This window comes from Nocardiopsis synnemataformans (genome assembly GCF_965343085.1).
Lineage (GTDB): Bacteria > Actinomycetota > Actinomycetes > Streptosporangiales > Streptosporangiaceae > Nocardiopsis > Nocardiopsis alborubida.
This window is the reverse complement of record NZ_CBDRFA010000023.1, coordinates 76,983-100,981: the sequence shown is the minus strand read 5'-3', so window position 1 is coordinate 100,981 and position 23,999 is coordinate 76,983. Positions and strand designations below refer to the sequence as shown.

Annotated in this window: 19 protein-coding genes; 5 read left to right on the top strand and 14 right to left on the bottom strand. The window is 73.8% G+C overall.

Going from position 1 to position 23,999, the window contains the following annotated elements; translation table 11 throughout:
- Positions 1–182: 182 nt before the first annotated feature.
- Both ACSIH6_RS15650 and ACSIH6_RS15645 read right to left on the bottom strand, forming a co-directional pair.
- Positions 183–968 (bottom strand): sporulation protein, encoded by a 786-nt coding sequence (locus ACSIH6_RS15650; protein ID WP_435109021.1) that lies wholly within the window; start codon positions 966–968, stop codon positions 183–185.
- A 218-nt stretch (positions 969–1,186) separates the two neighbouring features.
- On the bottom strand, positions 1,187–1,795 hold the full coding sequence (locus tag ACSIH6_RS15645; RefSeq protein WP_435109020.1) for a TetR/AcrR family transcriptional regulator: 609 nt from the start codon (positions 1,793–1,795) through the stop codon (positions 1,187–1,189).
- A gap of 145 nt (positions 1,796–1,940) precedes the next feature.
- Between ACSIH6_RS15645 and ACSIH6_RS15640 the strand changes: the two genes are divergently transcribed.
- Both ACSIH6_RS15640 and ACSIH6_RS15635 read left to right on the top strand, forming a co-directional pair.
- On the top strand, positions 1,941–2,327 hold the full coding sequence (locus ACSIH6_RS15640) for a hypothetical protein (protein WP_435109019.1): 387 nt from the start codon (positions 1,941–1,943) through the stop codon (positions 2,325–2,327).
- Positions 2,328–2,439: 112 nt separating this feature from the next.
- Positions 2,440–2,802, top strand: coding sequence for a GntR family transcriptional regulator (locus ACSIH6_RS15635; protein WP_013153598.1), 363 nt, complete (start codon positions 2,440–2,442; stop codon positions 2,800–2,802).
- A gap of 34 nt (positions 2,803–2,836) precedes the next feature.
- Here the strand turns inward: ACSIH6_RS15635 and ACSIH6_RS15630 are convergent, their stop codons facing one another.
- The 4 genes from ACSIH6_RS15630 to ACSIH6_RS15615 form a co-directional block, all read right to left on the bottom strand.
- A complete protein-coding gene (locus ACSIH6_RS15630; protein WP_435109018.1) occupies positions 2,837–4,084 on the bottom strand; it encodes an Nramp family divalent metal transporter in 1,248 nt (415 codons plus the stop codon).
- A 143-nt stretch (positions 4,085–4,227) separates the two neighbouring features.
- Positions 4,228–4,587, bottom strand: a complete 360-nt coding sequence (locus ACSIH6_RS15625; RefSeq protein ID WP_435109017.1) for a hypothetical protein — start codon at positions 4,585–4,587, stop codon at positions 4,228–4,230.
- A 142-nt stretch (positions 4,588–4,729) separates the two neighbouring features.
- Positions 4,730–6,136 carry a sigma-70 family RNA polymerase sigma factor gene (locus ACSIH6_RS15620; RefSeq protein WP_435109016.1) on the bottom strand — a complete coding sequence of 469 codons (1,407 nt, stop codon included), beginning with the start codon at positions 6,134–6,136 and terminating at the stop codon, positions 4,730–4,732.
- Positions 6,137–6,697: 561 nt separating this feature from the next.
- Entirely contained in the window at positions 6,698–7,954 is a 1,257-nt protein-coding gene (locus ACSIH6_RS15615; protein WP_435109015.1) for an AMP-binding protein, read from the bottom strand.
- Positions 7,955–8,154: 200 nt separating this feature from the next.
- On the opposite strand from ACSIH6_RS15615, the gene menB reads away from it, so the two are divergent.
- The 3 genes from menB (at position 8,155) to menD (ending at position 11,871) form a co-directional block, all read left to right on the top strand.
- Positions 8,155–8,994, top strand: coding sequence for a 1,4-dihydroxy-2-naphthoyl-CoA synthase (gene menB, locus ACSIH6_RS15610; protein ID WP_435109014.1), 840 nt, complete (start codon positions 8,155–8,157; stop codon positions 8,992–8,994).
- Positions 8,991–9,974 carry an o-succinylbenzoate synthase gene (locus ACSIH6_RS15605; RefSeq protein WP_435109013.1) on the top strand — a complete coding sequence of 328 codons (984 nt, stop codon included), beginning with the start codon at positions 8,991–8,993 and terminating at the stop codon, positions 9,972–9,974. Before menB ends, ACSIH6_RS15605 begins: the two co-directional genes overlap by 4 nt.
- Positions 9,975–10,158: 184 nt before the next feature.
- On the top strand, positions 10,159–11,871 hold the full coding sequence (gene menD, locus ACSIH6_RS15600) for a 2-succinyl-5-enolpyruvyl-6-hydroxy-3-cyclohexene-1-carboxylic-acid synthase (RefSeq protein WP_435109012.1): 1,713 nt from the start codon (positions 10,159–10,161) through the stop codon (positions 11,869–11,871).
- Positions 11,872–11,935: 64 nt separating this feature from the next.
- Here the strand turns inward: menD and ACSIH6_RS15595 are convergent, their stop codons facing one another.
- The 8 genes from ACSIH6_RS15595 to ACSIH6_RS15560 all read right to left on the bottom strand — a co-directional run bounded on the left by ACSIH6_RS15595 (position 11,936) and on the right by ACSIH6_RS15560 (position 23,865).
- Positions 11,936–13,363, bottom strand: coding sequence for a glutamine synthetase family protein (locus tag ACSIH6_RS15595; RefSeq protein WP_435109011.1), 1,428 nt, complete (start codon positions 13,361–13,363; stop codon positions 11,936–11,938).
- Between the two features lie 112 nt (positions 13,364–13,475).
- Positions 13,476–15,320, bottom strand: coding sequence for an IucA/IucC family protein (locus ACSIH6_RS15590; protein ID WP_435109010.1), 1,845 nt, complete (start codon positions 15,318–15,320; stop codon positions 13,476–13,478).
- Positions 15,321–15,559: 239 nt separating this feature from the next.
- Positions 15,560–17,476: an IucA/IucC family protein gene (locus tag ACSIH6_RS15585; RefSeq protein ID WP_435109009.1), complete on the bottom strand. Its 1,917-nt coding sequence runs from the start codon at positions 17,474–17,476 to the stop codon at positions 15,560–15,562.
- Between the two features lie 78 nt (positions 17,477–17,554).
- Positions 17,555–18,865 (bottom strand): lysine N(6)-hydroxylase/L-ornithine N(5)-oxygenase family protein, encoded by a 1,311-nt coding sequence (locus ACSIH6_RS15580; protein ID WP_435109008.1) that lies wholly within the window; start codon positions 18,863–18,865, stop codon positions 17,555–17,557.
- On the bottom strand, positions 18,862–20,496 hold the full coding sequence (locus ACSIH6_RS15575; protein ID WP_435109007.1) for a pyridoxal phosphate-dependent decarboxylase family protein: 1,635 nt from the start codon (positions 20,494–20,496) through the stop codon (positions 18,862–18,864). Before ACSIH6_RS15575 ends, ACSIH6_RS15580 begins: the two co-directional genes overlap by 4 nt.
- Positions 20,497–20,582: 86 nt before the next feature.
- The gene (locus ACSIH6_RS15570) at positions 20,583–21,146 is read right to left on the bottom strand and encodes a GNAT family N-acetyltransferase (protein WP_435109006.1); all 564 of its coding nucleotides are present in this window, start codon (positions 21,144–21,146) and stop codon (positions 20,583–20,585) included.
- Between the two features lie 95 nt (positions 21,147–21,241).
- A complete protein-coding gene (locus ACSIH6_RS15565; RefSeq protein WP_435109005.1) occupies positions 21,242–22,630 on the bottom strand; it encodes a type III PLP-dependent enzyme domain-containing protein in 1,389 nt (462 codons plus the stop codon).
- Positions 22,631–22,842: 212 nt separating this feature from the next.
- Positions 22,843–23,865 carry an ABC transporter substrate-binding protein gene (locus ACSIH6_RS15560; RefSeq protein WP_435109004.1) on the bottom strand — a complete coding sequence of 341 codons (1,023 nt, stop codon included), beginning with the start codon at positions 23,863–23,865 and terminating at the stop codon, positions 22,843–22,845.
- Between the last annotated feature and the right edge of the window lie 134 nt (positions 23,866–23,999).

Below are 23,999 nucleotides of genomic sequence, written 5' to 3'. Positions count from 1 at the left end.
TGACGCGGTGTACGAGAATCCCAGCAGCGACTACACCCGCCAGCTGCTCAACGCGGCGCCCGTGCTGGACCCGGACCAGGCGCGCGAGCTGCGCGCGCAGCGCACGCGCCAGCGGACCGGGTGAGCGGCGGACGGGATCGCCGCGGGCCCCGGGGACGCCCGTCCCCGGGACCCCGCCGGGATCAGAACATGGTGCGCTTGCCCGCCAGCGAGTCGATCCACTGGTGCAGGTGGGCCGACCAGTCGCGCCCGGCGCCCTCGTGGTGGTCGACGCTGAAGCGGTGGAAGGTGTCGCGGCTCTCGGAGAAGAGCAGGCCGGGCTTCTTGTCCAGCTCCAGCACCACGTCCATGCCGCGCTCGTCGGTGACCAGGGACAGCTCCAGCTCGTTCAGGCCCCGGTAGCGGCTGGGCGAGAAGAACTCGATCTCCTGGTAGAAGGGCAGCTGCTGGCGGGTGCGCAGGATGCGGCCCTGCTCCAGGTCGGCCTGCTTGAAGGAGAAGCCGAGGGAGGCCAGCGAGTTCAGTACGGCCAGCTGCGAGGGGAGCGGCTCCACGGCCACCGGGTCCAGGTCTCCCGGGTCGACCGCGCCCGCCACGTGCAGGCGGGTGTTCACACCGACGTTCATGCGGTGCAGGTGGCGGCCCCGGTGGACGGTGACGGGGGTCTCCCAGGGCACGAAGAGCTCGAAGGGCAGCTCGAAGCGCTGGCCGGGGGCCAGGGTCACGCCGCCGCCGATCTGGACGCGGTGGAACTCCAGGTCGCGGACGCCCTCGTGGTCACCGCTCTCGACCTCGACCCGGGCCTGGAGGCCGACGGTGAGCCGCTCGACCTGCTGCTCGACGTTGCCGCCCTCGATGACGACGGTGCCCCGCAGGGTGCCCCCCGGGGTGGTCACGGACGAGTGCAGGGTGGTTTCCACCGAGGCCCCGCCGAATCCGATACCGGCGAGCAGGCGCTTGAGAACCATGGATGACCTTTCTGTACCGCCCCGCGTCGGGAGAGGGGAGCGGGGTCGGGCGGCTGTCTTCTGGTAAGGACGTCGGAGGAGCGTGCTCGGTTCCCGGACGAAGGTCCCTGTTTCGCCCGGCCTGGCCCGGGTGCTGGCCACGCCGGGGGCGGTCCCTGTCCTGTTCGGGCGGGACGCGGCCGCGCCGGGGCGGACCCCCGCCCCGCCCGGACGCGGCTTCAGGAGGTGAGACCGCGCATCAGGGCGCGCAGCCCGTGGTGGAAGCGCGCTCGGGACTCGGCGGCGTCGGGCGCGCCCTCCTCGTCCTGGTGGCGGACCTGGTGCACGACCGCGCCCACGCAGTAGGAGTGCAGGGCGTCGGCGGCGCGCTCCAGGTCCTCGCCGCCCAGGCCCGCCTCGGTGAGGGCGTCGTGGATCAGGGCGCGGGTGGCGTCGCTGCTCGGCGTCCGCGGGGCGCGGTGGACCAGCAGGGAGAGCGCCCCGGAGAACTCCAGCAGCCGGTCCCGGTAGGCGTCGGCCCACTCGGTGAGGCGCACGTCCCAGGGCCGGGTGTCCTCCGCGGGCTCCTCCGTGCCCTCCGCCTCCTCGCTCTCTTCCTCGTCGAGGGGGGCGGTGCCGGTGGCCGCGGGGGAGGTGACGTAGGCGGCGATGGCGTTGAACAGCTGCTCCTTGCCCAGGGGGAAGTGGTGGTAGATGGCCATGGCCTCCACCTCCAGCGCGTCGCCCAGGCGGCGCATGGACAGGCCGCCGAGCCCGCGGCCAGCGATGATGTGGAGCGCCTCGAGGATGATGCGCTCGCGGCTGAGTCCGGCGTAGTTCCTGCTCATGGTGGTCCTTTCGGGGGTGTGCGCCGTAAAGGTGGCAGATCGTGGGCCGCGCGGCCACCACCGACGCGCGGCCCGGCTCGCAAGATGATGTTGGTCACCTCTAGAGTGGCCCCGTCCGACGGTACGCGTGGTCTGGAGCACACACATGGGACTTGCCAAGCAGAGCACGGTTCAGGCACGGGAGAGCCTGGCCTCCGACCAGGAGAGCGCGCAGCGCCTGCCCGAGCTCCTGCGCACGGTGGCCGAGGCGCAGGAGGCGCTGGAGAGGGCCCGCACCTGGGACGCGCCGGTGGAGGAGCTGAACCAGCGGGGTCTGGACCTGGACACGGCGCTGACCGAGGCGATGCGCGCCGCCTACGCCCGGGAGCGGACCCTGGTGGGGGTCAAGGGGTACGAGGACCGGATCCACCGGCGCAAGCGGCTGGCCCGCCCACAGGTGCGCGAGGCCACCCAGGTCGCCGAGCGGCTGCTCACCGCCCGTGAGACCCACCGCCTGCACGGGATCCAGCGGGTGCCGCGCCAGGCGGTCTGACACCGGCGGCCCCGGTCCGCAGCCTCGGGGCCGTACACGCACGATAGTTTGGTGTCCGGTCCGGTCCGCGGCCGGACACCGCAGCAGGCGACGGTGGGGAGCGCAGGGGCACATGGCGGATTTCATCCGCGTCGATCCGACGTCGAGGGTACCGCCCTACGAGCAGATCAGGTCGATCGTGGCCATCGCGGTCGCCAACGGTGAGCTCCCGGTCGGTTACCGGCTGCCCACGGTGCGCGCGCTGGCGGGCCAGCTGTCGGTGGCGGTGAACACCGTGGCCCGCGCCTACCGCGAGCTGGAACAGGCCGGTGTGGTCGAGACGCGCGGCCGCTCGGGGACGTTCGTCGCCGCGGGGGGCGACGACCAGCGCGCCGAGGCGCTGGCCGCCGCCCGGGCCTACGCCGAGGTGATCTCGCGGGTGGGCCTGGACCACGACGAGGCGGTGGAGATCCTGCGCGCGGCGTTGCGGGGCTGACCCCGCCCCGCGCGCCGCCGCGCCTCCCGGCGGTTCAGGTCCCGGAGACGATCCCGTAGAGCTCGTAGGCGCACAGCACCACGAACAGCGATCCGGCGAGGGTGAGGCCCGCGTTGCTGACCCAGCCGTTGCGCCACTCGCGGGGAGTGCGCGAGGAGTTGAGCAGCCACATCAGGGTGAAGGCCAGGAACGGCATGAAGAAGGCGCCCAGCACCCCGTAGGCGATGACCAGCTGGAAGGGCCTGCCGATCAGCAGGAGCAGCATCGGCGGGAAGGTCAGCCAGAGCATGTAGCCGCGGAAGGCCCAGCTCTTCTGGTTCTCCCCCGGGTCGGTGTTGGTCCTGCCCCGCAGGTGGTTGACGAAGTCGGCGAACAGCAGGCTCACGCCGTTCCACACGCCGATGATGGAGGAGTAGGCGGCGGCGAAGAAGCCGACGAGGAAGGCCGTCGCGACGAACCCGCCGAACCGATCGCGCAGGATGTCGCCCAGCTGGAGCAGGCCCTGGTCGCTCTGTTCCAGTGCGACGCCGCTGGCGTGGAGCAGCTCGGCGCCCACGATGAGCATCGCCACGACGAAGATGCCGGTGGTGATATAGGCGACGCGGTTGTCCAGGCGCATCATCCGCATCCAGCCGGAGTCGCGCCAGCCCTTGGAGTTCACCCAGTAACCGTAGGCCGCCATGGTGATGGTGCCGCCGACGCCGCCGACCAGGCCCATGGTGTAGAACACCGACCCCTCCGGGAGCATCGGGACCAGGCCCCTGAGGGTCTGGCCGATGTCGGGGACGACGTAGATGGCCAGGCCGACCACGGTGACGAACATGACGCCCACGAGCACCGTCATGATCTTCTCGAAGACGGCGTAGCGGTTGAACCAGACGATCACCAGGCCGGAGATCCCGGCCAGGATCGCCCACACCTCCAGCGGTACGCCCGGCATCAGCGCGGCCAGGGGCAGGGCCGTGGCGGACATGGCGCTGGCGCCGTAGACGAAGCCCCAGATCACGATGTAGGGCGCGAAGTAGACGGTGGTCCACCTGCCCAGGCTGCTCCATCCGGCGAAGATGGTGGTCCCCGTTGCCAGGTGCCAGCGTCCGGTGGCCTCGGCCAGGGAGATCTTGACCAGGCAGCCGACGATGGTGGCCCACAGCAGGGCGTAGCCGAACTGGTTGCCCGCGATGAGCGTGGCGACCATGTCGCCCGCGCCCACGCCGGTGGCCGCGACGACGATGCCCGGACCGATCTGCTTCCACGTCGCCCTGCGTTGTTCGATGGCTGCCATCGTGTCCTTCCCCTGGTGGGACCGGTGTGGTCCGTGGTGGGCACGACTGTAGGCCTTCGGACACAAGGGTGAATACGGGCAGGTAAGCGACGGGGACGATCCGTGGCGGAATCGATATGTTGCGGGTCACGTCCGGCGCCCGGTCAGCGGCGCAGGCCCACGACCGAGACGACGTAGAACAGGATCAGCCCGAGCCAGACCAGCGGCAGTGCCGCCGGGCTGCCCAGGGCCGTGGTGATGATGGAGATCGGGATGCTCACGCCCAGACACACCAGGGAGAGCACGAAGCGCACGGTGTTGGAGGGCATGCCCACCTTGGCCGACTCCGTGCGCGCCTGCGCGGCCATGTGGTGGCGCACGCGCGCCTCGACGGTGCCGTCGATGCGTTCGACCAGTGAGGACGCCACGGCCTCGTCGTACTCGGGGCCGAGTTCGCGGCTGGCGCGCAGCGCGGCGGAGATCTCGTCGCTGTGGCGCTGGGGTTGGTCGGTCATGGCCACCATCGTCGCACCGGTCCGTCCGCGGTGGACCGCCGTGGACGCGATACCGGGGACGAACCAGGGTTCGCCCTGAGGGTTTCGGACACGGCTCGGGGCCGCCTCCCGTGGGAGAGCGGCCCCGTGTCGCCTGTCGAGCCGGTCCGGTCTAGCTGGCGAAGTCCAGCAGCTGCTGGGCGCGGCTGGGGTGGCGCAGCTTGGACAGCGACTGCTTCTCCAGCTGACGGATGCGCTCGCGGGTCAGCCCCAGGTGCTTGCCGATCTCGTCCAGGGTGCGCGGGCGGCCGTCCATGAGGCCGAAGCGCAGGGACATGATGGTGGCCTCGCGCGGCTCCAGGTCCGACAGGGCGTTGCGCAGCTGGTCGGCCATGAGCTGGCGGTCCACCACCTCGGAGGCCTCCGAGGCGTCCACGTCCTCGATCAGGTCGCCGATGCGGGTCTCGCCGTCCTCACCGATGGTGGAGTCCAGGCTGATGGGCTGGCGGGTGACCCGCAGCAGCTCCTCGATCTGGGCCGGGGTCTTGTCCAGCTCCAGGCCCAGCTCCTCCGGCGTGGGCTCGCGGCCCAGCATCTGGTGCATGTCGCGCTCCAGGCGGCTGACCTTGCTCAGCAGCTCCAGGACGTGCACGGGCAGGCGGATGGTGCGCGCGGAGTCGGCGAAGCCGCGCTGGATGGCCTGGCGGATCCACCACATGGCGTAGGTGGAGAACTTGAAGCCCTTGGTGTAGTCGAACTTCTCCACGGCGCGGATCAGGCCGAGGTTGCCCTCCTGGACCACGTCGAGCAGCGACATCCCCCGGTCGCTGTACTTCTTGGCCACCGACACCACCAGGCGCAGGTTGGCCTCCAGCATGTGGGACTTGGCCTTGCGGCCGTCCTCGGCCACCCACTCCAGCTCGTCGACCTCGACCTCGGCCAGCGGGGCGGAGCCGTCCACCTCGCCGTGCAGGCCGAGCCGGTACTCGGCGTAGAGTCCGGCCTCGACCCGCTTGGCCAGGTCGACCTCCTGCTCCGCGGTGAGGAGCTGGCGTCGGCCGATGGCCTTGAGGTAGGTGTGGACCGAGTCGCCCATGGCGGGGGACTGGTCGTCGAGGTCGGCCTCACCGGTGTCCGGATCGGTGGTGGTCTGGGCGGGCTCGGCCTTCTTGACGCGCCGTGTGGAGCGGGTCTTCCTCCGGGGGGAGGGGCCCTTGCGCGGCGCGGCCTTGCCTTCGGCCTTGTGTGCCTCGTCGGTGTCGGGCACCGTGGCGATGAGAGTGTCTTCCAGCACGTCGTCCTCGGCGTCGGGATCGGCCACCGGTGCGGAGTCGTCGCCCCCCTTGGCGAGCCTGACCCCGTTCTCGGTGAGTTCACGCAGGATGGATCGGCCGTCGCCAGTGGAGACGGCGGCCGCGGTGAAAGCGGCACGCAGTTCGGAGAGGGACAGGTGTCCCTGGGCGCGTCCGCGGTCGAGCAGGTCGGTCAGGACCGCGTCGGCGGACGCGTCGTCGCTGCGAGCGGTGTCAGCGGGGACTCCGGCGGTGGGTGCCGGAGCGGCTGGGGCAGTGCTCGTCATCGGGGCACCTCCCTCCCTTCCAAGACGTGTGGCACGCGGCGGACGGTTCCCGCCGGCTGGACGCGCCAATATGTCCAACGTGTTGGGGAGTCAAATGTTCCCTGTCTCGATTGGATATCAGCCGAAGTGGCGTAGATCACTGCGGCGGAAGTGGCCAAACGCTGTAGGGAGCGGGTAAAGGAACATGCCCGGAACCGTTGCGGGTGGGGAAGGGGGGCCGGTTGGGGGGAGCGCGCAGGGGCACGAACGTGTGGACCGAGGGCTGTCACCAACTGCGGACCTCCTTGGGAGAGGGGCCGAGGGACCGGATTACTCAGGTAGACGTCGGAGGTCGTGGGGAAGTTCCCCGCCTTTTGTCCGACACGTCCGTGACCGGCCGTTCCGCGCGGGGCGGCCGGACCACCCGTCCCCGGGCCGTCACTGCTGTTCGGCGGGCACCGGCGTGGTGGGACGCGGTACCCGACGCGCCCCAGGGTCCCACGGGTGGAAGGCGTACCGGTACACGCGCCCGGACCGCGCGACCGCATGGCGGGCGCTCGCCCCACGCCCGTGCCCCTCCCCTCAGGCGCGCGGGCCGCGCAGGGCCACCAGGTCGGGCTTGCCCGAGGCCAGCATCGGCAGGAACTCCCTCACCTCCAGCTCACGGGGCGCCGCGTAGGCGGGCAGGCGCTCGCGCACCCACGAGCGCAGCTGCTCCAGCGACGGCGGCGCGTCGGGGTCGGCGGGCACCACGACGGCGCTCACCCGCTCGCCCCACTCGGGGTCGGGGCGGCCCACCACCACCGAGTCGGCCACCGCGGGGTGCTCCAGCAGCCGGGCGTTGACCTGCCCCGGCACCACCTTGTGGCCGCCGGTGTTGACCACCTCGTCCACGCGTCCGAGCACGCTCAGGCGCCCGTCCCCGTCCAGGCGGCCCAGGTCGTTGGTGCGCAGCCACCGCGTCCCGTCACCGTCGGTGACCAGCGCGCCCGGGTCGGCCCGCACCCCGGGCGCCAGGCGGTAGCCGCTCAGCAGCACCGGCCCCGACAGCAGGATCCGCCCGGCCCCGCCGGGCGAGGGGGAGTCCACGCGCACCCGCACCCCGTCCAGCGGAACGCCGTCGTAGACGCACCCGCCGCAGGTCTCGCTCATGCCGTACGTGGTGATCACCCGGCCCCCGGCGGCGCGGGCCTCCCGCAGCAGGGCGGGGTCGGCGGCGGCGCCGCCGAGCAGGATGGTCCCGAACACCGACAGGTCGGTCCCGGCGGCCAGCAGGCGCCGCAGCTGGGTGGGCACCAGGGACACGTGCGGGCGCGACCCGCGCGCCAGATCCGCCACCGCCCCCGCGGAAAAAGCCGTGTGCTCCGCCCGGGTGCCCGTGGCCAGGGCGCGCGTCATCACCTGGATGCCGGAGATGTGCCCGGCGGGCAGCACGCACAGCCACGCGTCGCCGGGGACGGCGCCGATCCGCGCCACCGAGGCCCGCGCGGAGGAGCGCAGCGCGGCCGCGGACAGCTCCACGCCCTTGGGCGTGCCGGTGGAACCCGAGGTGGTGATGACCAGGGCGGTGTCCCCGCCAGCCGGGGCGGCGCCGTCCAGCGCGGCGACCCCGTCCGGGGTGCGCAGGGAGGCCGGGCGCATGGCGGCCAGGAGCTCGTCCACGCGTGCGTCGGGGGTCCCGTCGGGGATCGGCAGCAGGGCGGGACCGTGCCCGTCCAGGGCCCGGGCCAACAGGTCGCCCAGGTGCCCGGGTGCCAGTCCGCGCACCGCCTGGAGGGGGCGTCCCCCCTGGTCACGGGGGTGTGTGCTGCTTGCCTCGACCTGTCTCTCGCGTGCCACGACCGCAAGGGTACGCCCGTGCCGCGCGCACCCGACCCCGGGGGTGGGACCCGGTGCCGGGCAGCGGGGGACACGGCCCCAAGGAGTACCGCCCTGCCCGCGCGTCACCGCCCGCCTGGCACAATGCGTAGGGTTGTCGCGTGGACGTGGTGACACGTCCGCGCCGTCCACAGTGTCCCCGTTGAGGAGAAGCAGTAGCCGTGAGCAGCGTGATCGACTGGCAGCGGTCGGGCGAGTATTCCGACATCATCTACGAGACCGCGGAGGGCATCGCCAAGATCACGATCAACCGCCCCGAGCGGCACAACGCCTTCCGGCCCCAGACGCTGTTCGAGCTCCAGGAGGCCTTCAACCTCGCCCGCGACGACTCCTCGGTCGGCGTGATCGTCCTCACGGGCGCGGGCGACCAGGCGTTCTGCTCCGGCGGTGACCAGAAGATCCGCGGCGAGGACGGCTACATGGGCGACGACGCCGTGGCCAAACAGGGCATCGGCCGCCTCAACGTGCTCGACCTCCAGGTGCAGATCCGCCGCACGCCCAAGCCCGTCATCGCCATGGTCGCCGGCTGGTGCGTCGGCGGCGGCCACGTCCTGCACGTGTGCTGCGACCTGACCATCGCCGCGGACAACGCCAAGTTCGGCCAGACCGGACCCAAGGTCGGCTCCTTCGACGGCGGCTACGGCTCCTGGCTGCTCGCCCAGACCGTCGGCCTGAAGAAGGCCCGCGAGATCTGGTACCTGTGCCGCCAGTACAGCGCGCAGGAGGCCCTGGACATGGGCCTGGTCAACACGGTCGTGCCGCTGGAGGACCTGGAGAAGGAGACCGTGGCCTGGGCGCGCGAGATGCTGGACAAGTCCCCGCTGGCGCTGCGCATGGTCAAGGGCGCCATCAACGCCGTCAGCGACGGCGCGGCCGGGATGCAGCAGTTCGCCGGTGACGCCACGATGCTCTACTACATGAGCGAGGAGGCCCAGGAGGGCCGCGACGCGTTCAAGGAGAAGCGCCGCCCGGAGTTCGACAAGTTCCCGCGCCGTCCGTGACCGCTGCCGAGCCCGACCCGGCGGGCACGCCCGCCGGGGGACGCGCCTTCGCGGTCGGCCTGCGCAACCGCTTCCGCGGCATCACCGTCCGCGAGGGCATGCTCGTGCGCGGGCCCGCCGGGTGGGGGGAGTTCTCCCCCTTCGCCGAGTACGGCCCGCGCGAGTGCGCCCGCTGGTGGGCGGCCTGTGAGGAGGCCGCCCACCGCGGCTGGCCCGCGCCGGTCCGCGACCGGGTGCCGGTCAACGTGACCGTGCCCGCCGTGGACCCCGGGCGGGCCCACGCGATCGTCGCCGCGGGCGGTTGCGCCACCGCCAAGGTCAAGGTGGCCGAACGCGGGCAGGACCCGTCCGAGGACCTGGCCCGCGTCGAGGCGGTCCGCGACGCCCTGGGCCCCTCGGGGCGGGTGCGGGTGGACGCCAACGGCGCCTGGGACGTCGACACCGCCGTGCGGATGGTGCGCGAACTGGACCGCTTCGGCCTGGAGTACGTCGAGCAGCCGTGCGCCACCCTGGACGAGCTGGCCGCCGTGCGCCGCCGGGTGTCGGTCCCCGTGGCCGCCGACGAGTCCGTCCGCAGGGCCGAGGACCCGCTGCGGGTGCGCGCCGCCGGCGCCGCCGACATCGTGGTCCTCAAGGTCCAGCCGCTGGGAGGGGTGCGCGCCGCGCTGCGCGTGGCCGAGGCGTGCGGACTGCCGGTGGTGGTCTCCAGTGCCGTGGAGACCTCCGTGGGTCTGGCGGCCGGGGTGGCCCTGGCCGCCGCGCTGCCGGAGCTGCCCCACGCGTGCGGCCTGGCCACCATGCAGATGCTGACCGCCGACGTCACCGCCGACCCCCTGCTGCCCGAGAACGGGTTCCTGCCCGTGCGCCCGGTGGCGGTGGACGAGGAGAGCCTGCGCGCGGTGGAGGTCGACCCCACCGCCTGGCGGGCCCGCGCCGAGGCCGCGCGCTCCGCCGCCGACGAGGTCCCCGGCGCCGGATAACCGCGCGGTGGTCGGCGTTGGCGTTACGCCCGGGGCACACGGTGACGGCGGACCGGATGCCCGGTCGGCGTGTGTGAGGTGTAACAGCCGTGTTCGTCCTCCGCGGGTCCTGGGTGGGGGTTGACTGTAGGGGCCGGGTCCACATGGTGATACTGGGTACACCTTGAGACGATCGAGAGAATTGATGAATCCGTCCACCGCCCTGGCGCGTGTCCTGGTCGACGAGCTGGCCCGCTGCGGCCTAGCCGAGGCCGTCGTCGCGCCGGGGTCGCGCTCGACGCCGCTCGCCCTGGCCCTGGTCGCCCACCCCGGAATCAGGGTGCACGTGCGCGTCGACGAGCGCTCGGCCTCCTTCCTCGCCCTCGGCCTGGCCCGCGTCTCGCGCCGTCCGGTCGCGGTGGTGTGCACCTCCGGTACGGCCGCGGCCAACTTCCACCCGGCGGTGATGGAGGCCGACGAGAGCGGGGTGCCACTGATGGTGCTCACCGCCGACCGGCCCCCGGAGCTGCGCGGGACCGGCGCCAACCAGACGGTGGACCAGATCGGCCTGTACGGCGGCGCGGTCCGCCTGTTCGCCGAGGTCGGCACCCCCGACCCGGTGCCGGGCATGGTCGCCTACTGGCGGTCGCTGGCCTGCCGCGCGTGGGGCTCGGCGCTGGGCGGACGCCCCGGCCCGGTCCACCTCAACGTGGCCTTCCGCGACCCGCTGACCCCCGACGCCGACACGGGTTCGTGGCCCGAGCCCCTGGAGGGGCGCGACGGCGGCCGGGCGTGGATCGGTCGCCCGGGACCGTTGACCGAGCCCGCGCCGTTCACGCTGCCCGACGTCGAGCGCGGTGTGATCGTGTGCGGCGACGGGGACTACGACCCGGTGCCGTTCCTGGCGCTGGCCGAGCTGACCGGGTGGCCGCTGCTGGCCGAGCCGACCTCCAACGCCCGCCGGGCGGGCGCGCTGTCCACCTACCGGCAGTTACTGGCCTCGCCGCGCCTGGCCGCGTGGCAGGCTCCGGAACTGGTGGTGAGCGTGGGCCGCCCCAACCTGTCCCGGCAGATCCTGGCCTACCTGCGCCGGGCCGAGCGGCACGTGGTGGTCAGCGCTGGTGCGCTGGGCGACCCGTCGGCGAGCGCGCTCAACGCCTTCTCCGACCCGGTGCGCACCGCCACCGACGTGGTGGCCGCGGTCGCGCCGCCCGCCGGTCTGGACCCGGGCGCCCCGCGGCGCACCGAGTGGTCGCGGACCTGGTCGGACGCGGAGTCGGTGGCCCGCGCCGCCCTGGACGCGGTGCTGGACGAGGACGAGGTGCTCAGCGAGCCGCGGCTGGCCCGCGACCTGGTCGCGCACATGTCCGCCGGTTCGCTGCTGTTCGCCGGTTCGAGCATGCCCATTCGCGACCTGGACGCCACCATGCGGGCGCGCTGCGGCGTGCGCCTGGTGGGCAACCGGGGCGTGAGCGGGATCGACGGGACGGTCTCCACGGCGATCGGCGCGGCGCTGGCCCACCAGGCCGGGGGCGGGGGCCACGCCTACGCGCTGCTGGGCGACCTGGCGATGCTGCACGACCAGAACGGACTGCTGATCGGCCCCGGGGAACCGCGCCCGGACCTGGCGATCGTGGTGGTCAACAACGACGGCGGCGGGATCTTCTCCGGCCTGGAGCAGGCCGGGCACCCCGACTTCGAGCGGGTGTTCGGCACCCCGCACGGGGTGTCGATGGAGCGGGTGGCGGCGGTGTCCGACGTGCCCTACACCCGCCTGGAGTGGGCGACCGACCTGCCCAAGGCGCTGCTGGGCGAGGGGCCGCGCCTGATCGAGGTGTGCACGCACCGCGCGGGCAGCGCCGCGCTGCGCCGCCGGATCCAGGCCGCGGTGGACGCCGCGGTGGACGAGGCGCTCTGAGCGCGGGCCTTGCGCGGGACTCCGCGCCCCGCCGGGCAGGGCCCGGAGGGGGCACGGTCCCGCCTCACCCCCGCTCGAAGTGGCGCCTGCGCTCGAAGTCGGTGACCGACGCCGAGAACGCCGCCAGCTCCGCGCGGCCCGCCGCCGCGTAGTGGCGCACCACGTCCGGGCCGAAGCAGGCGCGGGCGGGGTCGCTGGACTCCCAGGCCAGCACCGCCTCCTCCAGGGAGGCGGGCAGGCGGGGCAGGTCCGCGGCCGAGGCGTCGCCCGGCGTCGGGTCGGGCAGCGGCAGCGCCCGGTCGATCCCGTACAGGCCCGCCGCGACGATCCCGGCCACCGCCAGGTAGGGGTTGGCGTCCCCGCCCGGCACCCGGAACTCGATGCGCGCCGACTCGCCAGACCCCACCACCCGCACCGGGCAGGTCCGGTTGTCCAGCCCCCACGAGACGGTGCTGGGCGCGTAGGCCAGCGGTGAGAGGCGCTTGAAGGAGTTGACGTTGGGCGCGGACAGCAGCGCGAAGTCGCGCATGCACGCCAGCTGCCCGGCCACGAAGTGCTCCATGTGCTTGGACATCCCGTAGCGGCCCGAGCCGTCACCGGCGAACACCGGCGCCCCGGCCTCGTCGCGCAGCGACAGGTGCACGTGGCAGGAGTTGCCCTCGCCCCCGTCGAACTTGGCCATGAAGGTCAGCGCCACCCCGGCCTGGGCGGCCAGCGCGCGGGCGCCCGCCTTGTACACCACGTGGTTGTCGCAGGTGCGCAGGGCGTCGTCGTAGCGGAACACGATCTCGTACTGGCCCGGATGACACTCCCCGCGCGCCGACTCCACGGTCATGCCCGTGCGCTCCATCGCGGTGCGGACGCGGCGCATGAGCGGGTCGATCTCGGCCATCTCCGGCACCGCGTAGTCGGAGTTGAACCGGGTGGCCGTGGTCAGGTTCCGGTAGTCGGCCTCGAACGCCTCCTGGTAGGAGTCCCGGAAGACCAGGAACTCCAGCTCGGTCCCGGTCAGGGCGTGCCAGCCGCGCTCGGCCAGCCGGTCCAGCTGGGCGCGCAGCACCTGGCGGGGCGCGACCGGCACCGGGCGGCCCTCGGCGTCGCGGGCGTCGCCCAGCACCAGCGCGGTGCCCGGGTCCCAGGGCAGGTAGCGCAGGGTCGCGGGGTCGGGCGCGATCGCGAAGTCGCCCAGCCCCCCGCCCCAGGGGTCGGTGGCGTAGCCGGGCCTCGACTCCATCTCCACGTCGGTGGCCAGCAGGTACAGGCAGGCGTCGAACCCCTGTGAGAGCACCCGGGTGGCGAAGTCGTGCGGGTTGACCCGGCTGCCCTGCACCCGGCCCTGGAGGTCGGGCAGGGCCACGATGACGTCGGTGATCGCCCCGGCCGCCGCGTCGGCGCGCAGCCGCTCCAGCGGGACGGGGAAGGGCGGCGGTGGCGGGGCGGGCGGCAGGGTCTCGCGCAGGGGCGGCAGGCCGTCGCCGGGGAACGTGCTCACGCGGCCCCGCCCTCGCACGCCGACGGTGCCGGTCGCGCTGGTCGCGCCGGTCGGGCGGGTCCGGGACGGCTCGCGGTCACCGCTCGTGCGGGCCCGTGGTCGGGCACGGTGGTCACGGGGCCTCCCGGTGCAGCGGGTTGGGGACGGGCGGGGCGTCCAGGTGGAATTCGGCGTCGCGCTCGGCGCGGTCGTGGTACCCGCCGCCCAGCAGCCGCTCCCGGTTCAGGCACACCCGCTCGAAGACCGGGCCGAGCAGGTCGAACATGGCGAAGCGGTCGGCCAGCTCGGGGAACTCCTCCTGGTAGCGCAGGACCTCGGCGCGCACCAGCTCCCAGAAGCGCTCCTCGGGCACGCCCAGCTGCTCCTGGGCCAGCGGCGCCAGGTAGCGGAAGTGCCCCACGAACAGGGACTTGGCCACGGAGGAGGTCAGCTCGGCGGCGTCGAAGCGCATCAGCACGCCCAGCGCCTCGGCGGGCAGGTCGGCGTACTCGGGCAGGTCGGTGTCCAGCAGTTTCATGTCGTCCACGAAGTCCTTGACCGCCAGCCGCGTCGGACGCTCGCGCCCGTCGTAGACCACGATCGCGTTCTCCCCGTGCGGGTTGAAGGCCAGCCCGTACCGGTAGAGCAGGTGCAGCACCGGCGGCAGGACGGCGGCGAACAGGGCGCGCAGCCACGCCTCGGCGTCCAGACCGGAGCGCTCCACGAGCTCGGCGGCGAAGGCCCTGCCCCGGCCGTCCACGTGCAGCAGCGCGGCCAGGGTGCGGGCGCGCTCGCCGGGGTCCAGCTGTTCGGTGACCGGCTCGCGCCACAGGGCGCCCAGCAGCTGCCGGTGCCGGTAGGGGGCGTCGGGGATGTCCTCCAGCACGGGGTGGCGCACCGCCACCGCGGCGACCTCGCCGGGCAGGACCACCCGGCAGCGCCGCGACAGGAACGCGTCGCGCGCGTGCAGGGCGTGCACCCAGCGGGTGCTGGCGGGTGCGGCCCGGCACAGCTCGGTGGGGATGCCCCGGTAGACCATCGTGTTGAGGATGGCCAGCGAGAGCTTGACGTTGAGGCGGTCGGGGCGGGTGAGGTTGGTGAAGGTGCGGATGGACTGCTGGGGCAGGTAGTCGTCCCCGGCCTCGCCCAGCGGCACGACGCGCCCCTCGGCGAGTTCGGCGGCGAACAGGGGCGCCACCACCTCGTCCCACTGCCAGGGGTGGACCGGCAGCCACACGAACTCCCCGGCCGCCGCGCCGGTGCGCGCCGCGGCCTCCTCCAACCGCGCGGCGAACAGCGCGTCCGTGTGCGCGTCCAGCTCGCGGGCGCGCAGTTCCGTCTGGTCCAGGCCGGGGACGCCGTGGTGCTCGGCCAGCGACCGGTGCACCGCGATCCAGGGCAGGCGCAGGCGCCGCAGGGCCTCGGGCGGGTACTGGGCGCGGTCGCGGGCGGAGAAGCCCACGCGGCCCTTGTTGGCGAAGATCCACGGGTGGCCGCCCTGGTGGCCCTCCAGCTCGGCGTGGGGCAGGTCGGCCAGGTCGGCGCTGGTGGCGCCGGACTCGGCCAGGCGGGCGTCGCCGCTCAGGGTGGCGGTCAGCTCCCCGACGGTGAAGGCCTCCACGGCCGGGTCCACGATCCCCGCCGCGCCCAGGTCGCGCAGCAGCGCGAAGGGCGAGGCGGGCGCGGTGGTGCCGTCTGCGGCCCGGCGCAGAGCGGTGCCGGGGACGACCCGCCAGCCGTCCATGGTGGTGCGCCGCCCCTCGAACACGTAGGCGGCGCCGGGGTGGACGCGGGCGCGCCAGCGGCCGTACCCGCGGGGATCGGCGGCGCGGCCGGGGGCCTCCGGTTCGGAGCCCTCAGTCCCGGGGCCCTCCGGCTCGGGGCGCAGGGCGTACTCGAAGCACAGTTCGGCGAGCATCTTGGCCGCGAGGCGGTCGCACGCCCGGCGCCAGCGCTCGGGGGTCAGCTCGGAGGGCACCGGAAGGGGAGGGGGAGGAGGGGGCGCGGCGACGCCCGCCCCATGACCGGCTTTCGCCCCGTGACCGGTCCCCGTCTGGTGGCCGGTGTCCGCATGGCGATCGGTATCCGGTTCGGTGGTCGCGTCCGGCGTTGGTGCCGCCGGGGCGGAGGAGGCCGCCGGGCTCGGTGAGGCGGGGGAGGCGTGCATGTGATCCTCCGGGATCGTGTGCGTCGTGGGCGCGTCCGGTCGTGCGGGGCTCACCTCTGCGCCTCCGGGGCCGCCAGCGGGTTGTCCACCAGACCGTGCATGACGTCGAACTCGGCGTCGCGTTCGGCGCGTTCGTGGAACCCGCCGCCCATGAGCTGCTCGCGGTTGAGGGCGACCCTGCCCACCTTCGGGGCGAGCAGGTCGAACCAGGCGAAGCGCTCGGCCAGCTCGGGGAAGCGCGCGTGGTAGGCCAGCACCTGCTCGCGGACCAGCGCCCACAGCCGTTCGCCGGGCACGCCGAGCTGGCCTTCGACGATGTCGGCGAGGAAGCGCAGGTGCCCGGCGCAGATCGCGGAGAGCACCGAGTGCGCCAGCTCCTCGGGCCGCCAGCGGTGCAGCGCGCCGCGCACGTGGTCGGGGAGCTCGGCGTACTCGGGCAGGTCGAAGGGCAGCAGCTCCACGTCCGAGCCGAAGTCCTTCAGCGCGATGCGCACGGGCCGCTCGTCCCCGTCGAGGACGAGCACGACGTTCTCCCCGTGCGGGGTGAAGGAGGCCCCGTACCGGTACAGGTAGTGCAGCACCGGCGGGAACAGCGCCCCCACGAAGCACCGCAGCCACTCCTGCGCCTCCAGCCCCGAGCGCTCCACCAGTTCGGTGATCAGCGCGCGCCCGTCCGCGCCCTCCAGCAGCAGGCAGGCCATGGTGCGGGCGCGCTCGCCCGGGGCCAGGTGGTGGTGGATCGGCTCGCGCCAGATGGCGCCCAGCAGCTCGTGGTAACGGTAGGGGGCCTGCGGCATCCGGTCGAACACGGGGTGCGGGACGGTGGCCGAGGCCCGCTCGGCGAGCATCACCACCCCCGTTCCGGCGAGGAAGGGGTCGCGTTCGGCCAGGTCGCGCAGCCAGGCGCTGGTGTGCGGGGCACACCCGGTCTGGGTGCCCGACAGCCCCCGCCACACCAGGGTGTTGCGGATCATCAGGGGCACCTTGACGTTGAGCCTGCCTGGTCGGTCCAGGTTCATCAGGGTGCGGATGGACTGGAAGGGCCGGTAGCGGTCGCGGCTGAGTCCCAGGCGCACCACCCGCCCCAGAGCGATCTCGGAGGCGAACAGCGGGGCGACGACCTCGTCCCACTGGAAGGGGTGCACCGGCAGCCACAGGTAGGTGTCGGGGTCGCCGCCGCGCTCGCGGATCCGCCCGGCGAAGTCCGCGCGCTGGTCGGCGTCGAGCTCCCCGGCCAGCAGGTCCTCGCGTTCGGTTCCGGCCATGGACTGGAAGCGGCCCAGGTCGGGGTGGACGGCGATCCACACCAGCGGGAACGCGCCGCGCGCCTCGGGGGTGTAGCGGGCGGCGTCGGCGGCGGAGAAGCCCAGGCGCCCCTTGTTGACGAAGATGCAGGGGTGGCCGGTCTGGTAGCCCTCCAGGTCCTCGTAGGGCAGGTCGGCCAGGGTGGAGGCGTCCGGGGCGGCGGCCGTCAGGCGGGCGTCGGCGGCGTGTGTGGCCAGCAGGTCGCGGACGACCTCGGCCAGCGAGTCGCCGGGCAGGCCGACGGTCCTCTGGGCGTCGGTCACGAACAGGGTGGGGTCCCAGGCGGGCTCGCGGACCCGGTCGGCGGTGCGGGTGAGGGAGTCGGGGTCCACGTGCCAGGAGCCGAACCCGCCCCGGCGGGCGGTGAAGGCGTAGGACACCCCGCCGTCCGCGTCCAGGGTCCAGGAGCCGCCGGGACCGGAGCGGGGGACGACCATCTCCTCGTAGGCCATCTCGCCGACCATGTGGGCGAGCAGGCGACGTCCCGCCCGCCGCCAGACATCGGGGTCGGTGGTGGTGGCGCGGGGGTCGTCGTGGGCGGTGTGCTCGGTGCGTCCCGTGTGGGGCGTGGTTTTGGTGTGCTGGCCGTGTGCTGCGGTGTGAACGCTGGGCCCGGTGTGCTGATCGTGGGCGGTGGGCTGGTCGTGCGCGGTCTCAGGCATGCTGTGCGTCCTCTGTCCTCTGTCCGGTGCGCGGTCGTGGTCCGTGGGGCGGGTGTGGGCTCCCGGTGCCCGAGTTCCTCACCCCGTCTCCCCGGACGGCGCCCCGAAGGACGTGAACGCCGTCCGCGCGGGGAGCCGGTGCACGGTGCGTCCGGTGATGCTGTTGAGGATGGTGGCCGCCCGCCAGGCGCCCAGGCCCAGGTCGGGGGAGCCGACCCCGTGCGTGTGCAGTTCGGCGTTCTGCACGTGGACGGGCGCGGTCAGCTCCGGGTCGGCGGCCAGGCGCAGGTCCGCGCCGATCACCGGCCGCCCCCGGTCGTCGGTGTGCAGCAGTTTGGCCACCGGCGCCAGGAAGTCGGGGGAGCGCTGGGCGTAGCCGGAGGCGGCGACGACCGCCTCGGTGCGCACGGTGAACTCCCGGCCCTGTTCGCGGTGGCGGAGGAGCAGCGCGAACCCGTCCCCCTCGGCCCTGGCCCCCAGCAGTTCGCAGTGCGCCCGCAGCGAGGCGCCCACCGGCGCTCCGGCGATGCCGCGTTCGTAGAGCACGTCGTGGATCTCGGCCATGGTGTCGGCGCTGATGCCCTTGTACAGCTGCCACTGCGCGGGCACCACGCGGTCCTTCACGTCCTGGGGCAGGGCGTGGAAGTAGCGGGTGTAGTCCGGGGTGAAGTGCTCCAGGCCCAGCTTGGAGTACTCCATCGGGGCGAACGCGGGGGAGCGGGTCAGCCAGCGCACCTCGGTGTCGCGGTGTTGGGGGGAGCGCAGCAGGTCCAGGAACACCTCGGCGCCGGACTGGCCCGAGCCGAGCACGGTCACGTCGCGCAGCCCGGCCAGGCCGGGGGCGCGGTCCAGGTAGTCGGCGGCGTGCAGGACGCGCTCGCCCTCCAGCGCGGCCAGGGCCTCGGGCAGCACCGGCTCGGTGCCGATGCCCAGCACCAGGGCCCGGCCGCGCACGGCGGCGCGGGAGCCCGCGGCGCCGGTGTACTCCACGGTGAACACGCCGTCGTCGTGGTGCACCGCCGTGGCGCGGGCGTCGAAGCGGCACGAGTCCAGCCGGTGGGCGACCCAGCGGCAGTAGTCGTCGTACTCGCGGCGGGGCACGTGGAAGTGCTCGGAGAAGTAGAACGGGAACAGGCGGTCGTGCTCGCGCAGGTAGGACAGGAACGACCAGCGGCTGGTGGGGTCGACCAGGCTGACCAGGTCGGCCAGGAAGGGCACCTGGAGGCGGGCGCCCTCCAGCAGCAGGCCCGGGTGCCAGGAGAAGGAGGGGCGCGACTCCAGGAAGCGGGCGCTGAGCCCGGGGACGCCGTCGGCCAGCGCGGCCAGGGCCAGGTTGAACGGGCCCAGGCCCACGCCCACCAGGTCGTGGATCCGGTCGGGGCTGGTCAACGGGACTCCTTCAGGGCCGCGGCCTCGGTGTCGCCCGCGGCGACGACCTCGGCGAGCAGGGCCGCGGTGTCGTCGGGGGTGGTGTCGGGGTTGAGCAGGGTGAGCTTGAGCCACACGCGGCCGTCGATCCGGGTGCGCCCGACCACCGCCCGGCCCTCCTCCAGCAGGCGGCGGCGCAGCCGGGCGTTGACGGTGTCGCTGTGCGCCCCGGCGTCGTAGCGGAACACGACGGTGGTCAGCGAGGGTGAGGCGGCCAGGACCAGGCGCGGCTCGGTGAGCACGTGGGAGGCGGTGCGCAGGGTCAGGTCGCGGCAGGCGTCGACCAGGCGGCCCAGACCGTCCACGCCGAGGGCGCGCAGGGTGACGGCGATCTTGAACACGTCGGCCCGGCGGGTGGTGCGCAGCGAGTAGCCGAGCAGGCTAGGGTAGCCCGCCTCCTCGTCGTCGGTCGGGTTGAGGTAGTCCACCGAACGCGAGAGCGGCGCGAACAGGGCGCGTTCGCGGGTGAGCAGGATTCCGGCCGCCACGGGCTGCCAGCCGAGCTTGTGCAGGTCCAGGCTGACCGAGTCGGCCCGCTCCAGCCCGGCGAGGAGCCCGCGCAGGCGCCGGGAGAAGAGCAGACCGCCCCCGTAGGCGGCGTCCACGTGCAGCCACACGCCGAACTCGCGGGTGACGCGCGCGACGGCGCCCAGCGGGTCGATGCCGCCCAGGTCGGTGGTCCCGGCGGTGGCCACGACCGCGACCGGCAGGTCGTCCTCGGCGCGCAGGCGCACCAGGGTCTCGCGCAGCGCCGCCGGGCGCATCCGGTGCTGGGAGTCCACGTCCACGGTGACCACGGAGTCCTCGCCCAGGCCCAGCAGGGCGGCGGAGCGCTGGACGGAGAAGTGCGCGACCCTCCCGCACAGGACGCGCGGCCGCGCGCCGTCCGCGGCCCGCGCCACACCCCGGCGTCCGGCGTCGCCCAGCGCGTGGTCGCGCGCCAGCAGCAGGGCGGTGAGGTTGGACTCGGTGCCGCCGGAGGTGACCACCCCGCCCGCGTCCCGGCCCCGGTAGCCGACCAGGTCGGCGAGTTCGGCCACGACCTGGGTCTCCATGGAGGTGGCGGCGGGGGCCTGGTCCCAGGAGTCCAGGGACTGGTTGAGGACCGAGGCGACGGTGTCCGCCGCCACCGCCACGGCCAGCGGTGGGCAGTGCAGGTGGGCGGCGCAGTGGGGGTGTGCGGGGTCGGCGGCGCCCGCGGTGAGTACCCGGGTGAGGCGGACCAGGACGTCCCGCGCGGTGCCGTCCGCCGCGCCGAGCGCCTCGCGGACCGCGTCGGCGACCTGGTGCGGTGTGCGCGCCGGGAGCGGACCGCCGCGCTCCCCGGCAGCCTCGGCCAGGGCGCGGGTGGCGGTCTCGACCAGGGACGCGACCGTGGCGGGCCCGCCGGGAGCCCCCGCCAGACCGCCGGAGAGCAGGGGCGCCGTGTTGGCGGGGGCCGGGGGTGGTGCGGGGGAGGCGGGCGCTTTGGTGGCGGAGAGAGCTGTGGGTACAGGGTGTGTCGTGGTGGAGGGGAGGGCCTCGGCCACAGGGGTTGTCCCGGTGTCAGGCGGCACCTCGGTGACCGGGTCGGCGCTCTGGGTAATGGGCATGGGGGTGGGGCTCCTGTGGTTCCGAGGCGGATCGGATCGTGGGGGATCGTGGCGGATCAGGGGCGCCGGTCGGCGGGGCGGGGCCGTCAGCCGGTCAGCGGCATGACCAGGCAGTGGTGTCTTCGCCAGCCCGGGTGCGGCGCGAGGCCGCCCACGTGCCGCCAGCCGTTGCGCGGGAAGATGTCCAGCGCGTGGGTGTTGTCCTCCGCCACCAGCGCGGCGGCGCGCTCCTCCGTGCGGCCGCTGACCAGGAACGGAAGCGCGCGCTCCACCAGCCCGGCACCGCGGAAGGGGGCGCGGACCAGCGCCTCGCACATGGCGAAGGCCCGGCCCGGACGCTCGACGGCGACGTCCTCCTCCACCCCCGGCAGCGGGACGAACCCGTTCCACCAGCCGGTGGTGGGCGCCAGCGTGTAGCCGTAGGCGAACCCGGCCAGCTCCTCGTCCACGTGGCAGGCGGTGAGCCGGAAACCCGGGCGGGCCGCGCTGAAGGCCAGGCGCTCGGCGAAGGACGGCTGGCTGTGGTCGGGCAGGTGCAGGGCGTCGGCGTACACCGCTTCGTAGGCGCCGACCCAGCCGGAGGGAGCGGCCAGCACGTCGGGGCCGGTGAGGTTGTCGATGCGCCATGTGGCGGCGTGCGGCACGGGCACGAGGGGATCCTTCGGCTGGGAGGGCGTGTCGAGGGGGACACGGGGAGGGCGGCACGTCAGGGCCGCATTAATTAGGGCAGGCTTACCTAAGCATGTCAAGGTGTGCAGGTGGGTGACCCAGCCCACAGGCTGTCCACCGTCGCCCTGGGGGCGGCCGGGTGCGCCAGGAACGCGGGCATCGCGAACTCGTGCCCGTAGGCACCCGCGTTGGGGAAGACCAGCACGTCACCGGCCCGCAGGGACTCCACGCGCACGTCCCGGGCCAGCACGTCCTCCGGGGTGCACAGCTCCCCGCACACCGTCACCGACTCCCCGCTCGCTCCGGGCCTCGGAGTTCCCTCGGGCCACGGTCCGCCCTCCAGCACCGCGAAGTTGTGCCGGATCTCCCAGGAGGTGGGCAGCTGGAAGTGGTTGATCCCGCCGCGCACCACCGCGAAGCAGCCGCCGTAGGCCGACTTCACGTCGGTCACCCGGGTCGCGTACCAGCCCGCCGGAGCGGCGATCCAGCGCCCCGGCTCGAACACGACCTCCACCCCCGGATCGGGCAGTTCCGCCAGCGCGGAGCCCAGCCGTTCCAGGTCGAAGCCGGGGCCGCCCTCGAAGGGCACCCCCAGGCCGCCGCCCACGTCCACCAGGCGCAGGTCCACGCCGTGCTCGTCCGCGGTCCGGCGGGACCACTCCAGGCACCAGCGCACGTACCGCGCGTGGGCGTCGGCGTCGGTGTTCCCGCTGACCGCGTGCACGTGGAAGCCCGCCAGGTCCACGCCCGGGAGGGCCAGGGCCGTGCGGACGGCCTCGTCGACCAGGGGTTCGGGAACGCCGAAGGGGCCGGGGGTCCCGCCCATCACCAGCGCCCCGCTCACCGGCACTCGCTCGGGATTGACCCTCAGGGCGACCGTCAGCACCGTGCCCGCCGCGCACGCCGCGGCCGAGATCCGGTGCAGCTCCAGGACGCTCTCGGCGTTGACGACCACGGCGGCGACGGAGCCGGTGCGGCCGGTGGGTTCGCCGGGGGCGGTGGTGGGGCCGGTAACCGGAGGGGTGTCCGCGCCGGTGCCGGAGCCGGTGCCGGAGCCGGGGCCCAGGTCGGCGCTCAGCCGGGCCAGACCCGCCAGCATCTCGGGTGTCTTGCCCGGACCGCTGACCGCGATCCTCCTTCCGCTCCCGCTCCCCTCCCCGGGCAGGCGCAACGCGGCCACCGCGGCACGGGCCTCCCGCAGCGAGGCCGCCTCGAACCCGTCCACGGCCTCGGCCAGGTGGGCGAGCACCGGCTCGAAGCCGTTGGCCTTGACCGCGAAGTACACCCGCGCCCACGCGGGCAGCGCCTCGCGCAGCGTCCGGGCGCGGTCCGCGGCCAGCGACGGATCGTAGACGTAGCCCGCGCCGGTGTCGGCGGCCAGGGACAGCGCCGCCTCGCGCACGGGCGCGGGTATCCGTTCGGCGGGCAGGGCCGGGGTGTGCTCGAAGGAGCGGGGCGGTTCCATGGACGTTTTCTCCGCGTGCGTGTGGTCGTGGCGGTGCGCACACGCTGTGTGCGCGACACATGACAGGGTTCTGTTCTCTCGCTCGGGGCCGCCCGGCTCAACCCCCAGGGGGTGGAACGTCGTCCCCTCCCGCACGCTCCACCCCGGCCGGTACCGTCCAGGGGCTGTTCTCCGGACGGACCGCGGCGAAGCGGAGGTCCGGAGAACACCGCCTAGCGCTGCGGGTCCACCTCGAAGATCTCCGCCACGTCGTCCAGCACCGCGTGCGCCGAGATCAGGCCCACGCCCGACATCCAGTAGGCGTCGTCCACGTCCGTCTTCTCGCCCTCCAGCTCACCCCACAGCGGGTTCGCGGTGTAGCGCTCCTTGTCCTCGTCCACCGCACCGGCGCCGTCGTCGTAGGTGGCCACCAGGATCCGGTCGGCCTCCAGGTCCAGCAGGCGCTCGGGGCTGTGGTAGGTCGCGATCTCCTCGGACCCGGTGTCGGTCCCCTCGCTGGCGGGCAGCCCGAGGTCGTCCAGGACCACACCGACGTAGGAGTTGCGGGTGTACAGGCGCACGCCGTCGGCGTCACCGGCGAAGCGCACCACCGACACCGTGGGCGGCTCCCCGTCCGACGACGCGGCGATCTCCTCGCCGATGGCGGCGGCGCGGTCCTCGTACTCGGTCAGGAGGCGCTCGGCCTCCTTGGTCGCGCCCATCGCCTCCGCCGCCAGGAGCAGGTTCTCCTTCCAGGTCGCGCCGGTGGTCTCCGACATCACCGTGGGGGCGACCTCGGTCAGCTGCTCGTAGCCGTCGCCGTGGCGGACCTCGGCCGACAGGATCAGGTCCGGCTCGGTCTGCGCGACCAGCTCCGGGCTGATCTCCCACAGCAGGCCCACCGACTCGGCACCCTCGGCGCTGCCGACGTTCCAGTCGCTCTCCAGCAGGTACTCCGGAAGGGCGTCCTGGCCCTCGGCGATCTGGGTGAAGCCGACCACGTTCCCGCCCAGGGCCAGGGTGGCGTCCACGTAGGTGAAGTCCAGCGGCAGCACCCGCTCGGGAGCGCTGGGGATCTCGGTCTCACCCATGGCGTGCGTAACGGTGAGGGGGAAGCCCTCCGCCGTCTCCTGCCCGGCTTCGGAGGCGGGCGCCTCCTCCTCGGGGCCGCCCGCACCGCAGGCGGTCACCAGGGCGAGGGAGGCGGCGAGGGACAGGGGCAGTCCCGCGCGGCGCAGGGAGGGGAGAATGGTCATCGTGGGGCTCCCGGTCGATGAGGGAAACGGGGGAAAACTGCATGCTGCGAACACGAGAACGGCACACATCACCAGGGGAGGTGACGTCTCAGGTCGAGACGTGGCAAACTTAGAGTATCCAGGTGTGGCTAGGC